15 protein-coding genes are annotated in these 15,201 nt (G+C 55.2%); 14 read left to right on the top strand and 1 reads right to left on the bottom strand.

Features of this window, described 5'->3' with window-relative positions; translation table 11 throughout:
* Window positions 1-272: 272 nt before the first annotated feature.
* Entirely contained in the window at window positions 273-1,127 is an 855-nt protein-coding gene (dinD, locus tag ACODJP_RS05315; protein WP_422479248.1) for a DNA damage-inducible protein D, read from the top strand.
* A gap of 299 nt (window positions 1,128-1,426) precedes the next feature.
* Here the strand turns inward: dinD and ACODJP_RS05310 are convergent, their stop codons facing one another.
* Entirely contained in the window at window positions 1,427-2,722 is a 1,296-nt protein-coding gene (locus tag ACODJP_RS05310; protein WP_422479246.1) for a DUF6076 domain-containing protein, read from the bottom strand.
* Window positions 2,723-2,944: 222 nt separating this feature from the next.
* On the opposite strand from ACODJP_RS05310, the gene ACODJP_RS05305 reads away from it, so the two are divergent.
* The 13 genes from ACODJP_RS05305 to ACODJP_RS05245 all read left to right on the top strand — a co-directional run bounded on the left by ACODJP_RS05305 (window position 2,945) and on the right by ACODJP_RS05245 (window position 15,150).
* Window positions 2,945-3,406, top strand: coding sequence for a hypothetical protein (locus ACODJP_RS05305; RefSeq protein ID WP_422479244.1), 462 nt, complete (start codon window positions 2,945-2,947; stop codon window positions 3,404-3,406).
* A complete protein-coding gene (locus ACODJP_RS05300; RefSeq protein WP_422479242.1) occupies window positions 3,393-6,386 on the top strand; it encodes a DUF927 domain-containing protein in 2,994 nt (997 codons plus the stop codon). The genes ACODJP_RS05305 and ACODJP_RS05300 overlap by 14 nt, the downstream gene beginning before the upstream one ends.
* 444 nt (window positions 6,387-6,830) lie before the next feature.
* Entirely contained in the window at window positions 6,831-7,364 is a 534-nt protein-coding gene (locus ACODJP_RS05295; RefSeq protein WP_422479240.1) for a DUF7666 domain-containing protein, read from the top strand.
* A gap of 55 nt (window positions 7,365-7,419) precedes the next feature.
* Window positions 7,420-7,995 carry a DUF7666 domain-containing protein gene (locus ACODJP_RS05290; protein WP_422479238.1) on the top strand — a complete coding sequence of 192 codons (576 nt, stop codon included), beginning with the start codon at window positions 7,420-7,422 and terminating at the stop codon, window positions 7,993-7,995.
* Window positions 7,996-8,115: 120 nt separating this feature from the next.
* Window positions 8,116-8,670 carry a hypothetical protein gene (locus ACODJP_RS05285; protein ID WP_013605981.1) on the top strand — a complete coding sequence of 185 codons (555 nt, stop codon included), beginning with the start codon at window positions 8,116-8,118 and terminating at the stop codon, window positions 8,668-8,670.
* Between the two features lie 131 nt (window positions 8,671-8,801).
* The gene (locus ACODJP_RS05280; protein ID WP_422479235.1) at window positions 8,802-9,041 is read left to right on the top strand and encodes a DUF4314 domain-containing protein; all 240 of its coding nucleotides are present in this window, start codon (window positions 8,802-8,804) and stop codon (window positions 9,039-9,041) included.
* 93 nt (window positions 9,042-9,134) lie between these two features.
* Window positions 9,135-10,040 (top strand): amidoligase family protein, encoded by a 906-nt coding sequence (locus ACODJP_RS05275; protein WP_422479233.1) that lies wholly within the window; start codon window positions 9,135-9,137, stop codon window positions 10,038-10,040.
* A gap of 81 nt (window positions 10,041-10,121) precedes the next feature.
* Window positions 10,122-10,571: a gamma-glutamylcyclotransferase family protein gene (locus ACODJP_RS05270; RefSeq protein WP_422479231.1), complete on the top strand. Its 450-nt coding sequence runs from the start codon at window positions 10,122-10,124 to the stop codon at window positions 10,569-10,571.
* An 88-nt stretch (window positions 10,572-10,659) separates the two neighbouring features.
* Window positions 10,660-10,905 carry a DUF4314 domain-containing protein gene (locus ACODJP_RS05265; protein WP_422479229.1) on the top strand — a complete coding sequence of 82 codons (246 nt, stop codon included), beginning with the start codon at window positions 10,660-10,662 and terminating at the stop codon, window positions 10,903-10,905.
* Window positions 10,898-11,077: a DUF5049 domain-containing protein gene (locus ACODJP_RS05260; protein WP_422479227.1), complete on the top strand. Its 180-nt coding sequence runs from the start codon at window positions 10,898-10,900 to the stop codon at window positions 11,075-11,077. The genes ACODJP_RS05265 and ACODJP_RS05260 overlap by 8 nt, the downstream gene beginning before the upstream one ends.
* Window positions 11,078-11,321: 244 nt before the next feature.
* Window positions 11,322-12,278 (top strand): recombinase family protein, encoded by a 957-nt coding sequence (locus ACODJP_RS05255; protein WP_422479225.1) that lies wholly within the window; start codon window positions 11,322-11,324, stop codon window positions 12,276-12,278.
* Between the two features lie 11 nt (window positions 12,279-12,289).
* Window positions 12,290-13,927, top strand: coding sequence for a recombinase family protein (locus ACODJP_RS05250; protein ID WP_422479223.1), 1,638 nt, complete (start codon window positions 12,290-12,292; stop codon window positions 13,925-13,927).
* Window positions 13,909-15,150 carry a recombinase family protein gene (locus ACODJP_RS05245; RefSeq protein ID WP_422479221.1) on the top strand — a complete coding sequence of 414 codons (1,242 nt, stop codon included), beginning with the start codon at window positions 13,909-13,911 and terminating at the stop codon, window positions 15,148-15,150. Before ACODJP_RS05250 ends, ACODJP_RS05245 begins: the two co-directional genes overlap by 19 nt.
* Window positions 15,151-15,201: the final 51 nt, after the last annotated feature.

Raw genomic sequence — 15,201 nt, 5'->3', positions numbered from 1 at the left:
TTTGGAAAAAAGAGCCTATAGGGGGTTTTAGGAATAGAGTTTCACGACCTGCACCGCCATGATACAGCCAAAAATCTGAAGGATCAGCCCATCTTTGGAAAGTACCCTACTGAACTGTAGCGCATTATGACCACCAAGCCTATGGAAACGGAAAAAGCATAAGTAAGAGGCAACAAGGGGACAATCTATCCCCCTGTTGTTATTCAAAAGCCTTACTTTCCATTTCACGATGTCAAAAATAATGGTAAAATATGTAGAAGGCGGTGATAAAATTGGCAACACTAATTGCAGCAGAATACAAACAATTTGAAGATATAAAGCACACTACTGAAAACGGCATAGAGTTTTGGTATGCCCGTGAACTTGCTAGTGTCCTTGATTATACCCAATGGCGTAATTTCACAAAGGTAATTGATAAGGCGATGTTGTCCTGTCAGAACAGCGGTTTTGAATGTGCAGACCATTTTCTTGAGGCCAGAAAAATCGTGGAGGCAGGTGCAACCTCTAAGCCGATAAATGATTTTCAGCTTTCACGCTATGCCTGCTATCTTATCGTACAAAACGGCGATCCACGCAAAGAGCCTATTGCTCTCGGTCAAACCTATTTTGCTATACAAACCCGCAGACAGGAAATAGCTGATCGGTTTAATGAGCTTGACGAGGATAATAAACGCCTTGTTATCCGTGGCGAGGTCGCAAGTTGGAACACTATGCTTGTGGAAGCAGCACATAAAGCGGGCATCACCGACCAGTTGGAATATGCTCAGTTTCAAAATGCAGGCTACATGGGATTGTATGGCGGCTTGACCGCCGCAGATATTCACAGACGGAAAAAACTCAAAACAAGTGAGAAAATTCTCGACCATATGGGCAGTGAAGAACTCGGTGCAAACCTGTTCCGCATTACCCAGACCGAGGCAAAACTCCGACGTGAACAGCCGCAAGGACTGGAAACGGCAAGTGGCATGCATTACCAAGTCGGACAGACTGTTCGTGAAGCTATCGCAAAAAACGAGGGTACAATGCCGGAGAATTTACCCACTCCTGAAAAGAGCATTTCCGAAATTGGCAAGGAACAGCTTAAAAAGCTGAAAGAGAAAAAAGAGCCACCTATGCTTGATGAATAGCACATCCTTACGATTTTGCTGACCTCAGCAAAATCGCAATACTGAAAGAAAGCAATTGCGTTTAAGCCGCTTGTAGAAACGAGCCTATGTCCAGTCATTGGCAGATACAAATGAATACACAAACACCAAGGGGGAATCTGGCAACAGGTTCCCCCTTGGTGTCTCAGCTGCACAATCCTTTTCCTGGGTAGATGATCGGTGATGCATCTGATCAAGTTCCCAGAAAGTGTGGTGGCGCGGCTGTGAAAATCACCTGGGACAAGAGCCTCCCTGAGAGGCAATATCTCAGGTGTGCAGTATCAGTTGGCCGTCCACTTGCGCACATCCTGCTTGAGCCACGTGGTGTACTCTTCAAGTGCGATCTTGCCTTCACGCACATCCTGCAGACGCCTTTTTGCCTCGTCGCGCCAGGATGAGAACTCGGCCTCACTCATCGTACCCCGTCTCTGACGGGCATAGAAGGTCTTGTAAGCGGAGTTGTAGGCCTTCAGGGCGCCATCTCCTTCCAACAGCCGTGAGAAGGATTGCTTGGGCCCGATGACATCACAGGGGGCGCTCTCCCCCGGCGCGATGCGAGTGCAGTACTCGATGGTGGTCTTCTCTGCTAGGAAGTAACGGCTGCAGTGTCGGCAGCGCTTGACCGAGGTGCTCTCACCTGCCATCAGGCGCACCTCGAGGGCCACCAGGTGAGCGAAGTCATTGACTTCATATTCATTGAACAGCGCGACCTCATCGCTTTGTTTGGCTTTATCGATCTCACCCTTCAGGTATCGATCCAGCTCTCCATTCAACTCGACGGCATCCCCATCCAGTTCCCTGAAAGCTATTGCATAGTCCTTTCTTTCCCCAGTCCCCTCTTGCCATTCGAGGATCTCCTCGGGGCGCTGGACCAAGGCGTCGACCGAGAGGATCTCGCGCCGGGGTTTGCTCCACGAGAAGCGTTCGGTGAAGATGAGGTCGCTTGAGATGCCGCTCGTGTTGAATACCTGACGGTAGAGGCGGCAGCGTTCGTCGATGGTCAGCTTGGAAAAACGAGCGGCCGAGGCATCCAGGATCCAGTACAGCCAGAGCCTGAGTTGCTTTTGCAGCCGCACCATGTGCACATGGCCTCCCATCAGGGCTTTCGTATCCCGCTTCTCATAGATGCGGTATTGGGCTTCAAGCAGCTCGTGCCTGGGCTTGATGCGCCCCCGGGCAATACCACAGTGGAAGATGGGGTCAGTCAGGTGTATTGCGGTCTTAAGGTACTGCTCCTCGGTAAAGTCGATACTGCGGTGGATCAACATTGCGTTCAGGTAGTCGATGAGCATGGTGGACAGGCTGTCCAGGTACGAGTCGTTTCCCAGCAGGGGATGGACCTCACGCGCCCGATCACACAGCTCTCTTGCGAGCACCGATTGGATCCCGGCGCCGATGCATTCTGCAGATGCCTTGTCGATGCGGCTTTCGAAGAAGGAGGTGAAGGACTGTTGGAACAGGGTGAGGTCGGCCTCGACGAAATCGAAGAGCTCCTGGTGGTCGCCGCTTTGAAGCACCACATCCCCGTAGGGCGTACCAGCAGAGTAACCCGTCTCTCGCGGCCTGATCAGCAGCATACACTTCTCCTTCAATCCATAGTATTAACTGGAGGAATGCTCCTCCCTGTCCCGAATGTAGCGTGAGGTGGGGGAGCCTGTCAAGAAAAATCGAATGTAGAGAGAAGTGAAAGTAAAAAGGGTACTTTTGACTATTGACCCACTATTCCGGTCCTGCTATAGTAAAGTCGTAAGCTGGAAAATCTATATACAACTCACGACATTAACAAGGAGGACCCGTACATGAACCTACAGTATTGCCCGTCGGTTTGGACGGCCAAGATGGAACTCAGGTCCCTGCAGGATGAGCTCGAGGGGTGCGTGGGACGCAGGTCCCCAAATCCCATGGGCATGCGCATGGGAGGCGGCACCCACGGAGATCCAACCGGAAGCGCTGCAATCAGGCGCGAGGCATTGAGACGGCGGATCGATGGAATGATCGAGCGCTGCGAGACGATCATCGACCGCGCCGAGGATGAACTGGAATTGATAGCGGATGCGGAGTTCCGCGCCCTACTCAGATGGCGCCATTTCTTTCACCGCTCGTGGCGTGAAATCGCCAGCGAGTATCCCAACCGCCTCTCGGCCGATGCGATCAAGAAACGCTACCAGCGCTTTTGCACCGAGTACGGCATCGAGGTCAACGATGAGGAGGTCCGCTTGGGAACCTTCGTGAAGGAGGCCTATGCCTATGGAGCCTCGTGAATATTCCGAGCTGTTCTTCGGTCCGCTGTCGCCCGATGACAACATCACCCTTTCCTGGCTCGTCGGCAAGCGTTGCCGCAGCAAACGATTCAAACGGAAGGATCTGGATGCGTTCGTCGAAAAGGCTCTGAAGCTGGGAGAGCAGTATAACACCTTCTACAGCTGTGCCCCGACGAATCTGCCATTGGAGAGCACCGCCAGGGGATCGAACGAGCAGGTGACGGCCATGTTGGCCTTCCATTTCGACATCGACCTGCTCAGCCTGGCCGCCCACGTCAAGCGTGAGCTGCCTGAGAGTGAGGAGGAAATCAAGGCCTTCGTAAACGAGGTGTTGCCGCCTCCTACGGCGATCATCTTCAGTGGCCACGGAATGCACCTCATCTACATCCTCGCCGTACCGATATGCATCACCGACGAGGCATCGCGCAGGCGTGCGATCGAGTTGCAGCAGGCGTTTTTCCGCTATGTGAGTGCCAAGGCATCCGAGCGTGGCTGGAAGATCGACAATTGCAGTGATTTGGCCAGGATGCTGCGCTTTCCCGGTACGATGAACCTCAAGGACAGTGAGCACCCGGTGCGCTGTGAGATCCGCGAGATGGACGGACATCTGTACACCTTGGAGGAGCTGAAGCCCTACCTGGTGTTCGCTGATGTCAAACAAGCCCCCCAGGCCTCGCCAGTGCCCCAGAAGGGTGAAAAGGCGTATCCTGATGCTCTCGAGGCTTCTCGCATCTATGAGGGGTGTATGGTCATCAGGGATCTGATGGAGCACCCCGAGAAACAGACCGAGCCGCTGTGGAAAGCATCACTGGACAACCTTTGCCTGGCATCGGATGGGGTAGAGGCGTGCCACGAGTTCAGCCAGGGCTATGGCGGCTATTCGTTCGAGGAGACCGAGCGCAAGATCGCCCTTGCCCGAAAGAGCCGAAAGCCGTGCACCTGTGATCATTTTCGCACCCTCGGTGCCGACTGCCCCGAAGGCGGCTGTGGTGTCAAGGCTCCCATCGTATTCGCCCTTCCCACCGCTTGGGATCGGATCCAGGGCCTGCTTGGCCATGAGAAGCTGGATCCGGCGATGTTTCTGGATGAGGGCAATAGGGAGTTGCTGGCAATTGCGATGGACCGGTATCCCGCCGAGTATGCCTATCTGAAGATGAGGCTGAACAAAGCTGGATTTAGCCTGCGCGATATCGAGCGGGCGGTCAAGCAGACCAGGGCGCTCCTATACCAAGCAAGTGCCGAGAATGATTTCAACGTTGAATCGTGCGAGATCGAACTTGAGGGCTTGGACCTTGGGGGGATGATGGATCCTCCGGGTTACCGTGTGGATATGGAGGAGGGCGTGCGGTCATTCCACGAATTCAAGGGTGAGATGCAGTGCACCGAGTTGTGCAGCCGTCCGGTCGTGATCACGCGCATCATGGAGAATGTCGACACCGGCTGCGAGCGCATGGAGCTCGCCTTCTTGCGTAGTGGCCGCATCAAGCACCTGGTCGCACAGCGCTCGGAGCTGCTGAACAAGAACTCGCTGGTAAAGTACGCGGATACCGGCCTTCCGGTAACCTCGAGCAACTGCGAAGGGATGGTGATGTACTTCAATTCCTTCGAGGTTGCCAACCAGGAGCTGATCCCGCTCTCGCGCAGCCTGGGCCGCATCGGGTGGCTCTCCGGCTTCAAGGAATTCTATCCCTGTCACTACCAGGGGCAGATCGTCTTCGAGGATGCCGACCAGGACCTGATCAAGGCGATCGGCGAGCAAGGCGACTACGAACTATGGAAACAGACGGCGTTGAAGCTCAGGGAGAATCCTATCTCGCGTGCGATGCTGAATGCTGCGGCGGCCTCGGTGCTGCTTGAGCCCTTGAAGCTGAGGATCTTCATCCTGCACAGCTGGTTCTCATCGCGTAGCGGCAAAACAGCGGCGTTGAAGTTTGCACTCTCCTTCTGGGGGGACCCGATGAAGATGATCGGCAACTTCAACAGTACTGCCGTCGGCCTGGAGCGGAGAGCGGGCATGCTCAAGCACCTGCCGCTGGGAATCGATGAACTGCAGCAGATGGCACGAAATCTTACCCCTGCGATGGCGGTCTACCAGTTGGGAAACGGTCAGGGCAAGACCCGGGGCATGAAGAACGGGGGATTGCAGGAGACATTAACCTGGCGAAACAGCATCATGACCACCGGCGAAGAGCCTCTGAGCAGCGAGAACTCCATGGACGGGGTGATCAGCCGCGCGATCGAGCTCTATGGGGCCCCGATCGATGATCCCGAGTTCGGCCGCCTGGTACACCAGGTGAGTGAAGCAAATTATGGATTCGCCGGAAGGCTCTACATCAGGCATCTGATCGACCACGTGATCTCCGAGAAGGGTAAACTGGAATCTGACTACCATGATTTGCGAGCCCGGCTCAAGGATGCTTTCGAAGCCAAGGACCTGGGCAACGTCGGGGTGCACCTGGACAGCGTTGCGGTCATGTGTCTTGCTGATCTGTATGGTGCCCGGTGCCTCTATGGCGAAGCGACACTCCCGATCGAGACGATCATCAAGGAAGTGATCGATATGGGGGTTTCGGTGCTGGTGAATGTGAAGGAGCAGGAAAAGGAAGACAGTATCGAGCGGGCGTGGAGTTTCGTACAGGGGTGGGTTGCCTCCAACCGCAACTGCTTCAAGCCCCATGCCACCCCACGGTATGGAAAACTGGAGAAGGATGGGGTGTACATCACCATCGACATCCTTCGGGAGGCCATGCAGAAGGCGGGGTACTCGTATGCAAAGTGCATCAGGGGCTTTATGGACCGGAGCTATTTGAAGGTGTTCCAAAAAGGATCGAAAAAGGGCACCCATCAACTGCAAAAGAAGATCAACGGCATGAACACCCGTGTGGTATGTGCCAACATCGAGGTGGGTGATGTCGAGGATGATTGTTCGGAATTCCTCGAGGCGGGGGAGGGCTTTTTCGCCCGCCAACAGGTAGGGTAACGCGGTAACGCGATTTTTTCACATATACCCATGTTATAGGAGAAAAAAAACATGAGGGTGCCACACGCCACGCCACAGGTGGGAAATGGCGGGTGGGAGTATACTTTCTTTTTTTCCCTATACGAGCATATTGATTTTACGTTACTTACGTTACCTATAGTTTTTATCTTTCTAATTGCTTTCAATGGAAACACATGGATAGGGTAACGTAGTGGTAGCGTAGTACCAGTTTTACGTTACCTTTTTAGGGTTTTGGACGGTTTGGGCCCCGGTGGCGGAGCCTTTCCGGTTTTGCCTGTGGTTCGGCACGCCATTCGGTCCACCATGTCACAAGGGCTCCTCTCGGAAGGTAACGCACATAGGTAACGCGGAGAAGCCTTTTTGCGTTACCCAAACGGCCGCTCGGGCGGGTACTCACACACATCAACAGGAGACAGACACAGTATGTTCATCAAGGCATTCAACAAGGATTTGAAAGGGTATGGAGGGTTTCAGTTCGCGGTGGGGGAAACCTACACCACAGAACAGGAGCACCCCTGGGATTGGTTCCATTATGGGGACAAGGCGAGCACGACGTTGTGCTTTTATCACAAGCCGGACTCACGTTTCTGTGAGGTGCAGCCGTTGGGCAAGATCTACAAGATGCGTCAGCGCGATTGCATCCGTATCACCGCCCATAGCAGCAATTCGCTCAAGATCGTCAGGGAGCTGAGCCGCGACGAGGTATACGCCATGCTGCTACAGGAGAATTGCCCGTGGTGGCTCACCAACTGCCTGATGCCACCGTTTGAGGTAATGGCGCAGTACGGCAAGCGCATACGCGGCAAGTGGGTGATCAGGGAGATCATCAAGGATCGCGATGATTTCACCCTCGAGCAGAAATATGCGCTGCTTCCCAAGAAATACCATGCCAAGGCCCGCTACCACGACATGACGATGTCCATTATCAAGCAGCACCAGCAGCGAGCCGGGGCGTGACCGCTAAAGGTAGCAGGCTCTAGAACTCACAAATGACCGGGAGGTAAAAAAGGATATGTACATCAAGGCATTCGACAAAGATCTGAAAGGGAGCGAGAGCTTCCAGTTTGAGGTAGGCAAGACCTATACGACCAAGGCCGACAATCCGGTGGTGTGGTTCCATTACGGCGACAAGGCGACCACGGCATTATGCTTCTATCCCAAGGAAGACACACGATTTTGCATTGTCGAGCCGTTGGGGAGGACACATTCGCGGTATCATCACCGATGTGTCACGGTGAAAAGCTTTGCCACCGATGCCATCAGGATCGTGAGGGAACTCTCCCATGACGAGGTGTGCCGCTTGCTTTTTGAGGAGCATTGCCCGTGGTGGCTTGCCAATTACCTGAAACCGCCATTCGAAGTGATGGCAAAGTACGGTAACAGTCTACGCGGAGAACTTGCAGTTAGCGAGATTCTCACTAAGCGCAGCGATCTTACGGTGGACCAGCATCTGGCCTTGCTTCCGAAGAAGCATCACCTGACTGTGTACAAATATCACTATAGGAAGACAATAGCTATGCAAAAGCTGAAATGCGCAGAGCAGCCAGCACAACCGACAGCAAACAGTGCTGGGGTGGGGGCCCCCTAGGGGGGTCTGCATCTCTGGGGGGTATCGGCCTTACAACGGGCAGCTCCCCTCACGCGAAAAAACGGCGAATTCGAACGGGGGTATACCCCCCATTACCATTACAGATGAAGGAGGCCCTGGATGGCCAAGGACGGAACGAACCGCGGCGGTGCCCAGATCGGCGCCGGTCGCAAACCCAAGGCGCTCGCCGAGAAGATTGCAAACGGCAATCCCGGGGGCAGGAAATTGAAGATATTGGATCTGAGCAAGGATGCGACGGACCTGGAGGGCTCGGACATGCCTCCGGTGAGGGATTTTATGAAGGAGGCCCAGCGCAGCGGCCTGGATTTGTGCGCCGAGGAGGTGTTCACCGAGACCTACCTATGGTTGAAGAAACTGGGGTGCGAGGAGCTGATATCTAGGCGGATGCTCGAGGAGTACTCGATGTCGGTGGCTCGGTGGATCCAATGTGAGATGGCCATCAGCCAGTTCGGCTTTCTGGCAAAGCACCCCACCACCGGGGCTGCGATCCCCAGCCCGTATGTCGCCATGTCCCATGCCTTCATGAAGCAGATCAACCAGAGCTGGTATCACATCTACCAGATCGTGAAGGAGAACTGCACCAGGACGATCCCGAGCAACAATCCCCAGGACGACATCATGGAGCGTTTGCTCACTTATAATCCACGAAGGTGATTATCATGCTGGTCCTCCCCCGATATTCTCCTGATGGACCAACGGTCTGTGGTATCGGGTGAAGCGGGGGAGGGGGACTTGCAATTATAGCAAAGCTGAGCGATCAATGCACACTGACATGGAGGATACATATGGATGAGATGAACCGTAAGAGAGTCGAGGTCCTCAAAAAGCAATACCCAAGCGGGTGTACAGTCGAGCTGGTGCACATGGATGACGAGTTCGCACCGCCGGCGGGCACCAAGGGTAAAGTAATCCACGTGGATGACATCGGTACTATCCACATTACATGGGAAACCGGCTCGACTTTGGGAGTGGTTCCGGGGGTCGACATGGTGAGGCGCCTGGACGAAGAGATACCCAGAAAATAGTGTATCTTATTTGCATATATACACTTGCTATATATCTCTCTTTGAGTGATTACTACAGTACGAAGAAAAACACACCAAAGAGAGGTAGACGGCATGGAAAAGACAACACGGTTCGGAATCGAGATCGAGATGACAGGCATCACCCGCAAGGACGCAGCCCTGGCTGCCCAGACGGTCCTCGGTGGCACTCTAGCCTACGGTGGCTCCTACTACGACACCTACGAACTGAAGACCTTCGATGGCCGCACATGGAAGTTCACCTACGACGGTAGCATCCGATGCGAAACCAAGACGCGAGGGATCAAACAGAGTGCATCGCGCCTGTACAGCGTCGAGCTGGTCAGCCCGATCCTCACTTACGAAGCTGATATCGAGAACCTGCAGGAGGTCATCAGGGCGCTGAGGAAGGCTGGAGCCTTCACCAACAGCTCCTGCGGCATCCACATCCACCTTGATGGGGCGGCGCACACACCGCGCTCGATCAGAAACTTCGTGAATATCATCTACGCCCGAAACGACCTCTTCTACAAGGCTCTTGGCATAGAAGCCCAGCGGGCCCGCTACTGCAAGAGGATGGACGAGCACCTTGTGGCGACCATGAACCGAGCCAAGCCGACCACCTTCGCCAAGATCGAGAGCATCTGGTACGAAGGCTACCGGGGAAACCGGGACGCACACTACCACGAAAGCCGCTACCATTTTTTGAACCTGCACTCCTTCTTCCACGGCCACAAGACCGTCGAGCTGCGCGGATTCAACAGCACGCTGCACGCCGGAGAGGTCAGGAGCTACATCGTGTTCGCCCTAGCATTGAACACCCAGGCGCTCACGCAAAACTCGGCGAGCACCAAGAAGCCCCAGGCCGAGAACGAGAAGTTTGCGATGCGCACCTACCTCAATCGCATCGGCTTCATCGGCGACGAGTTCAAAGCCTGCCGCGAGCATCTGACCAAGCGCCTCACCGGCTCAGCGGCATGGAGACGGCGGGTTGCCGCCTGAAGTGGCGACGGATCTGCAAGCTGAGGGCGGGACAACCGCCCTTTCAGGTGGTAGAAGACCAAATGAAGGAGTAAAGCAACGATGAAGAAAATCTATCTGGCCTATGGAAGCAATCTGAACCTCCAGCAGATGGGATACAGATGCCCCGATGCCGCAGTCATCGGATCAACGATACTGCACGATTATCAGCTGTTGTTCCGGGGAGGCCGCCACAGCGGAGTGGCCACCATCGAGATGAAACGGGGCTCCAGCGTCCCCGCGTTGTTGTGGCAGATCACCGAAAAATGTGAGAAGGCACTGGACCGCTACGAGGGCCACCCCCACCTGTACCGCAAGAAGCGCCTGATGGTGCACCTGGATGGGGAGGAGCTGGTGGCGATGGCCTACGTCATGAACGAAGGACCTCCGCTGGCGATGCCGGATGCGTATTACTACGCGACAATCCTTGACGGTTACCGCGATTGTGGTTTGGACGAGCAGATCCTCAAGCAGGCGGTTATGTACACAAAGAGCTTGCATGATGTTCAATAGCGCAAATCCTTGGTGCCTTTTTGCACCGATGTGCTTGCCAAGCTCCCCTAGATGCGGAAACAATGCATTTCCAGAAGGAGGTTCGCTGATGGATTACGAGTGCGATAGTACCCTTGCAGAGCTGAAGAAGCGATTCCCTGCAGGGGCGCTGGTGGAGTTGGTGAAGATGGAAGATGGGGATTCGCCCCCTATGGGTGCCAAGGGTGAAGTGTTGCACGTGGATGCATTGGGAACGGTACATGTGCTGTGGGAGACCGGCTCGACGCTGGGAATCGTCCCTTCAGTCGATGAGATCCGCTTGGTTTCGGAAGCACAGGGAGGCGGCAATGGATGAGACGATCAAGGCTCAACTGGAGCAGGTGAGAACTACTGCTTTGACGAACATGTTCGATGTGGCGGCGGTGATCAGGATCGCCGAGCACCTCGGGCTTGACGAGCTTGCCGCCTATCTGACAGCAGGCAACACGGGTGAATACACGCGATTCATCCTCACCGGCAAGACTTGAACTTACCATATGATCAACCAATTACGAGGCCCTTCGGGGCCTTTTTTGTTGCCCGGACGGCCGCTGGGCAAAGTACAAAACCAGGCTGGCATCCAGGCTTTTATAACCGCGTATATAGTGGTGTATTATGCAGATAACTCTTTGTATTGACTTGATATGATGCGCGCTATTAGCGAACATGCACCAACGCGGAACCACACCCGACGGCGCGTGGTTTTCGAAACTTGTACACCGGAGGACCTTCATGGCAAAGACCAACATCAAGATCATCGAGGTTGCCCCGCACCAGAAGCACTCACGGAAGAGGAAGGGGTCGGACGTGGTACGGGTGGCCGCCTACTGCCGGGTGAGCACGCTCTCGGAGGAGCAGGAGCTTTCATATGAGACCCAATGTGCATATTATCGCAACCTGGTTGCATCCGACCCTGCCCTTGAGCTGGTGGGTGTCTACGGAGACCGTGGATGCTCGGGAGTGATGATGAAAAGCCGCCCGCAGTTTTTGAGGATGATGCAGGACTGCAAGGACGGCAAGATCGATTATGTGATGGTCAAGTCGGTCTCGCGCTTTGCGCGCAACCTGGCCGACTGCCTCGAGTGCGTGCGGGCGCTCAAGGGCATGGGCATCCCGGTTCTGTTCGAGCGCGAGGGTATCGACACCATGGACGATCGGGCCGAGATGATCCTCTCGATGCTCGCCGCCATCGCCCAGGAGGAATCCAACAGCCTGAGCATGAACATCAAGTGGGCGTTCGAAAAGCGCCAGGAGAGCGGCATCGCAGCGCGCCGCGTCCCCTACGGCTACCGCAAGGCAGCTGTATCTGATACCCACGGCAGCGAATGGGTGATCCATCAATCAGAGGCCAAGCGGGTGAGGTTGATGTTCTCCATGGCAGAGCAGGGATGCCGGTATAAGGAAATCCTCGCTGCATTGAGGGACTTGGAGACCAAGGAAAACCAAGCGACGCGGTGGTATCACGACAAGCTCTATCGGATGCTGCGTAGCGAGGTCTACAAGGGTGATGTGCTGACCACCAAGCAATACGTGGTCGATTACCTGTCAAAGAAGCAACGGCGCAACGAGGGCCAGCGGCCCCAGTTCTACATCGAGGACCATCATCCTCCGATCGTGGAGGTATCTTTGTTCGATCACGTTCAGAAGCTCTTGGATTCAGGGGCACTCAGGCACTATGCGAAACACTAGGAGGCATGCGGATGGAAGGACACACGTATCAGGCAACAGGCAACACTCCGGTCGGGGTCAGAAGGCTCTATCGCGACAGTGCGCTGCCGCAGGTGAGGGCGAAGCGGGTGGCGGCGTACTGTCGCGTCTCCACCGAGCTCGAGCAACAGCAAAGCAGCCTGGCGACCCAGATGGAGGCGTTCAACGACATGATCGCCCGCCATGCCGATTGGCAGCTTGCCGGCATCTATACCGATGAGGAGACCGGCACCAGTAGGCGCAACCGCGACGGGTTCAACTCCCTGATGGCCGATGCGGAGGCCGGCAAGATCGACATCATCCTGGTCAAGTCGGTCCAGCGCTTTGCACGCAACACCGTAGACGCCCTCACCGCTACACGCAGGCTCAAGGCCCTCGGGGTATCGGTGTTCTTCGAGCGTGACAACATCAACACCTCCCAGGCGACCTCTGAGTTGTACCTTACCCTGATGGCGGCAGTCGCCCAGGAAGAGAGCCACAGCCTTTCGGAAAACATGAAGTGGGGCATCCGAAAGCGTTTCGCCGCCGGTATTCCCAAATGGGCGGCCACCTACGGCTACCGCAAGACCGGGGAGGGCGATTGGGTGATCGAGGAGAACGAGGCCGTCCAGGTACGGAGGATCTTTGACATGTACAAGAACGGATCGGGCCTTCCCGCCATCGTATCCGCATTGGAGCAAGACGGTGTGATCACCCAGATGGGAGGGACCAAGTGGTATCCCCATACGCTTGCCACGATGCTCAAGAACGAGAAGTATATCGGGGATGTGAGGATGCAAAAGGATTATACGGCCGACCATCTCTCCCACCGCAGGGTAAAGAACCGCGACCTCTTGGTGCCCCAGTACTATATCCGCGACCATCACCCGCCCATCATCGATCGTGAGACATTCGCGGTCGTACAGCGGATAGCACTCCTCTGTGATCCCCATCGCGGCTCCACCCAGTATCCCTACTATGGGTTCCTGCGATGCCCGCATTGTGGCCAGTTGATGATCCGCTTCCAGCTCCCCGGGCATTTCAGCAAGGAGAAGGATTGGACCTGCGGCGGTGCCGCGGGGCAAGAGAAGCGCGGTGATCGCACCTCCTGCATACCGCAATCGATCAGTGAGGGGTACATCCATGAGGCATTCTGGCAGGCGTTCGATGATCTGGACGAGGGCGGTTTGCTTGCCATTTCCCACTCGTCAGGCGATATGGCCGAAGGAGCACAGTTCGCTTTGGAGGCGAGAGGGTGTGATCGATCTGGGTTGGTTGGCAAGCGCAATGAGCCCTCCTACCATCTGTTGGTCAAGACGGTAAAGGACATCTCTTTCACCGAGGATTACCGGACGCTGCTGGTGACCTGGAACTTCGGTGTGGTAAGCCGCGTCGACATCAGCTACCACAGGCCATGGCACCGTCCCACCAGCGTGTTGACCTACAGCGGCGGACGGTTCCGTATCGACGGCAAGCCGATCGGAAGCGGCAAGCAGGTGGCCACCTCGCTCAAGGCAAGGATCATCTATATCGATGCGATCAGGATCGTCGATCCTTCTGATGATGACGAGGTGCAGATACCGAATGTGTATCCACCATTGAGCAAGAAGCACAACAGCAACGAGGAGGACCCATGCGAGTTACCAGGGTAGTAAGAAGTCAGGATCTCCAGGCCAAGCGGGTCGCCGCCTATTGTCGGGTGAGCACCCTGAAGGAAAACCAGGAGGAGTCGTTTGAGACCCAGCAACGCTATTACACCGATCTGATCAACCATACCGCCGGCTGGCAACCGGTGAAGGTCTATGCCGATGAGGGGTTCTCGGGCGTCCTTGCCGAAAAGAGGCCGGGCTTCATGGCCATGATGGCCGATGCACGAAACAACCTGATCGACATCATCCTGGTCAAGTCGATATCGCGCTTTGCCCGCAATGCGAAGGAAGCACAGCGCTATGTACATGAGCTCAAGGGCCTGGGTGTCGAGGTTCGCTTTGAGCGCGAGGGCATATCGTCAATGGACGGGTCGGCGGAGATGGCGTTCTCCATGCTGGCGGTTGCAGCCCAGGAGGAGTCCCGCTCGATATCGGAGAATATGAAATGGTCGCTTCGCAAGCATGCCGAGCAGGGTATCAGGCATCTGGGAAGCAACCGCATCCTCGGATACAATGAGGCCGATGGAGTGCTCGTTCCTAACCAGGATGCCTGGATCGTCAGGGTAATCTTCGAGGATTATGCTGCGGGTTTATACCCTATAGAGATTCAGCGTCATCTGGAGGACCTCGGAGCTGCAAATTCCACGACCAAGCGGATTCCCGGATCAGGGAACATGAGGAAAGTGTTATCCAACGAGGTGTATGTGGGAGACCGGATGATCCAGAAGGGACCGGTGAGGGACCTGATCACCAAGCAGCCGGATTTCTCCAAGCCCTATACCAGCTACTATCTTACCGACGACCATGAGCCGATCGTGGACCGCCAGTTGTTCGAGCAGGTGAAGGCACGCCTTGAGTGGGTTGATCAAGAGCGCAAGGCCGGCATCTACCGGAACTCGCAATCGCATTACCTGTATGGACTGGTATACTGCAGTGAATGCGGCTTGCCCTACAGGAAAGGTGATGGCTCCGAGTACAAGGGTACCGAGTATGATTATCTGGTGTGTAGCTGTAGAAAGCGCAGGGACAGGAAGCAGCGCACCTGCACAAACCGTTCGATCAGGATCGATCAGCTTCTGAAGACACTCTCGGAAACTCTCGGATTGCCATGGCGAACTGTTGAGGAATTCGATTCCGATGCACTAGTAAATGCGGTCGAAAGGGTAGTCATTCAGCTGGATGGCATCGATGTGGTGATGAAGTATCAGCAGGTGGCGAATGGATAATTGAATTTACGTGAAAATATTACAATAAAACAAACTTGATATTAGTATTTT

Source organism: Pleomorphochaeta sp. DL1XJH-081, assembly GCF_049310885.1.
In the GTDB taxonomy this organism is placed as follows: domain Bacteria; phylum Spirochaetota; class Spirochaetia; order Sphaerochaetales; family Sphaerochaetaceae; genus CAYZJV01.
The sequence above is the reverse complement of the archived record's forward strand: the minus strand, read 5'-3'. Positions and strand labels throughout refer to the sequence as shown.

What these genes read in the sequence shown, in the direction of transcription:
- ACODJP_RS05290 (WP_422479238.1), top strand. Translation starts at nt 7,420, where the DNA reads ATGTACATCAAGGCATTCGACAAAGATCTGAAAGGGAGCGAGAGCTTC.
- ACODJP_RS05260 (WP_422479227.1), top strand. Translation starts at nt 10,898, where the DNA reads ATGGATGAGACGATCAAGGCTCAACTGGAGCAGGTGAGAACTACTGCT.
- ACODJP_RS05285 (WP_013605981.1), top strand. Translation starts at nt 8,116, where the DNA reads ATGGCCAAGGACGGAACGAACCGCGGCGGTGCCCAGATCGGCGCCGGT.
- ACODJP_RS05245 (WP_422479221.1), top strand. Translation starts at nt 13,909, where the DNA reads ATGCGAGTTACCAGGGTAGTAAGAAGTCAGGATCTCCAGGCCAAGCGG.
- ACODJP_RS05270 (WP_422479231.1), top strand. Translation starts at nt 10,122, where the DNA reads ATGAAGAAAATCTATCTGGCCTATGGAAGCAATCTGAACCTCCAGCAG.
- ACODJP_RS05310 (WP_422479246.1), bottom strand. Translation starts at nt 2,722, where the DNA reads ATGCTGCTGATCAGGCCGCGAGAGACGGGTTACTCTGCTGGTACGCCC.
- ACODJP_RS05280 (WP_422479235.1), top strand. Translation starts at nt 8,802, where the DNA reads ATGGATGAGATGAACCGTAAGAGAGTCGAGGTCCTCAAAAAGCAATAC.
- ACODJP_RS05300 (WP_422479242.1), top strand. Translation starts at nt 3,393, where the DNA reads ATGGAGCCTCGTGAATATTCCGAGCTGTTCTTCGGTCCGCTGTCGCCC.
- ACODJP_RS05255 (WP_422479225.1), top strand. Translation starts at nt 11,322, where the DNA reads ATGGCAAAGACCAACATCAAGATCATCGAGGTTGCCCCGCACCAGAAG.
- ACODJP_RS05295 (WP_422479240.1), top strand. Translation starts at nt 6,831, where the DNA reads ATGTTCATCAAGGCATTCAACAAGGATTTGAAAGGGTATGGAGGGTTT.
- ACODJP_RS05250 (WP_422479223.1), top strand. Translation starts at nt 12,290, where the DNA reads ATGGAAGGACACACGTATCAGGCAACAGGCAACACTCCGGTCGGGGTC.
- ACODJP_RS05265 (WP_422479229.1), top strand. Translation starts at nt 10,660, where the DNA reads ATGGATTACGAGTGCGATAGTACCCTTGCAGAGCTGAAGAAGCGATTC.
- ACODJP_RS05305 (WP_422479244.1), top strand. Translation starts at nt 2,945, where the DNA reads ATGAACCTACAGTATTGCCCGTCGGTTTGGACGGCCAAGATGGAACTC.
- ACODJP_RS05275 (WP_422479233.1), top strand. Translation starts at nt 9,135, where the DNA reads ATGGAAAAGACAACACGGTTCGGAATCGAGATCGAGATGACAGGCATC.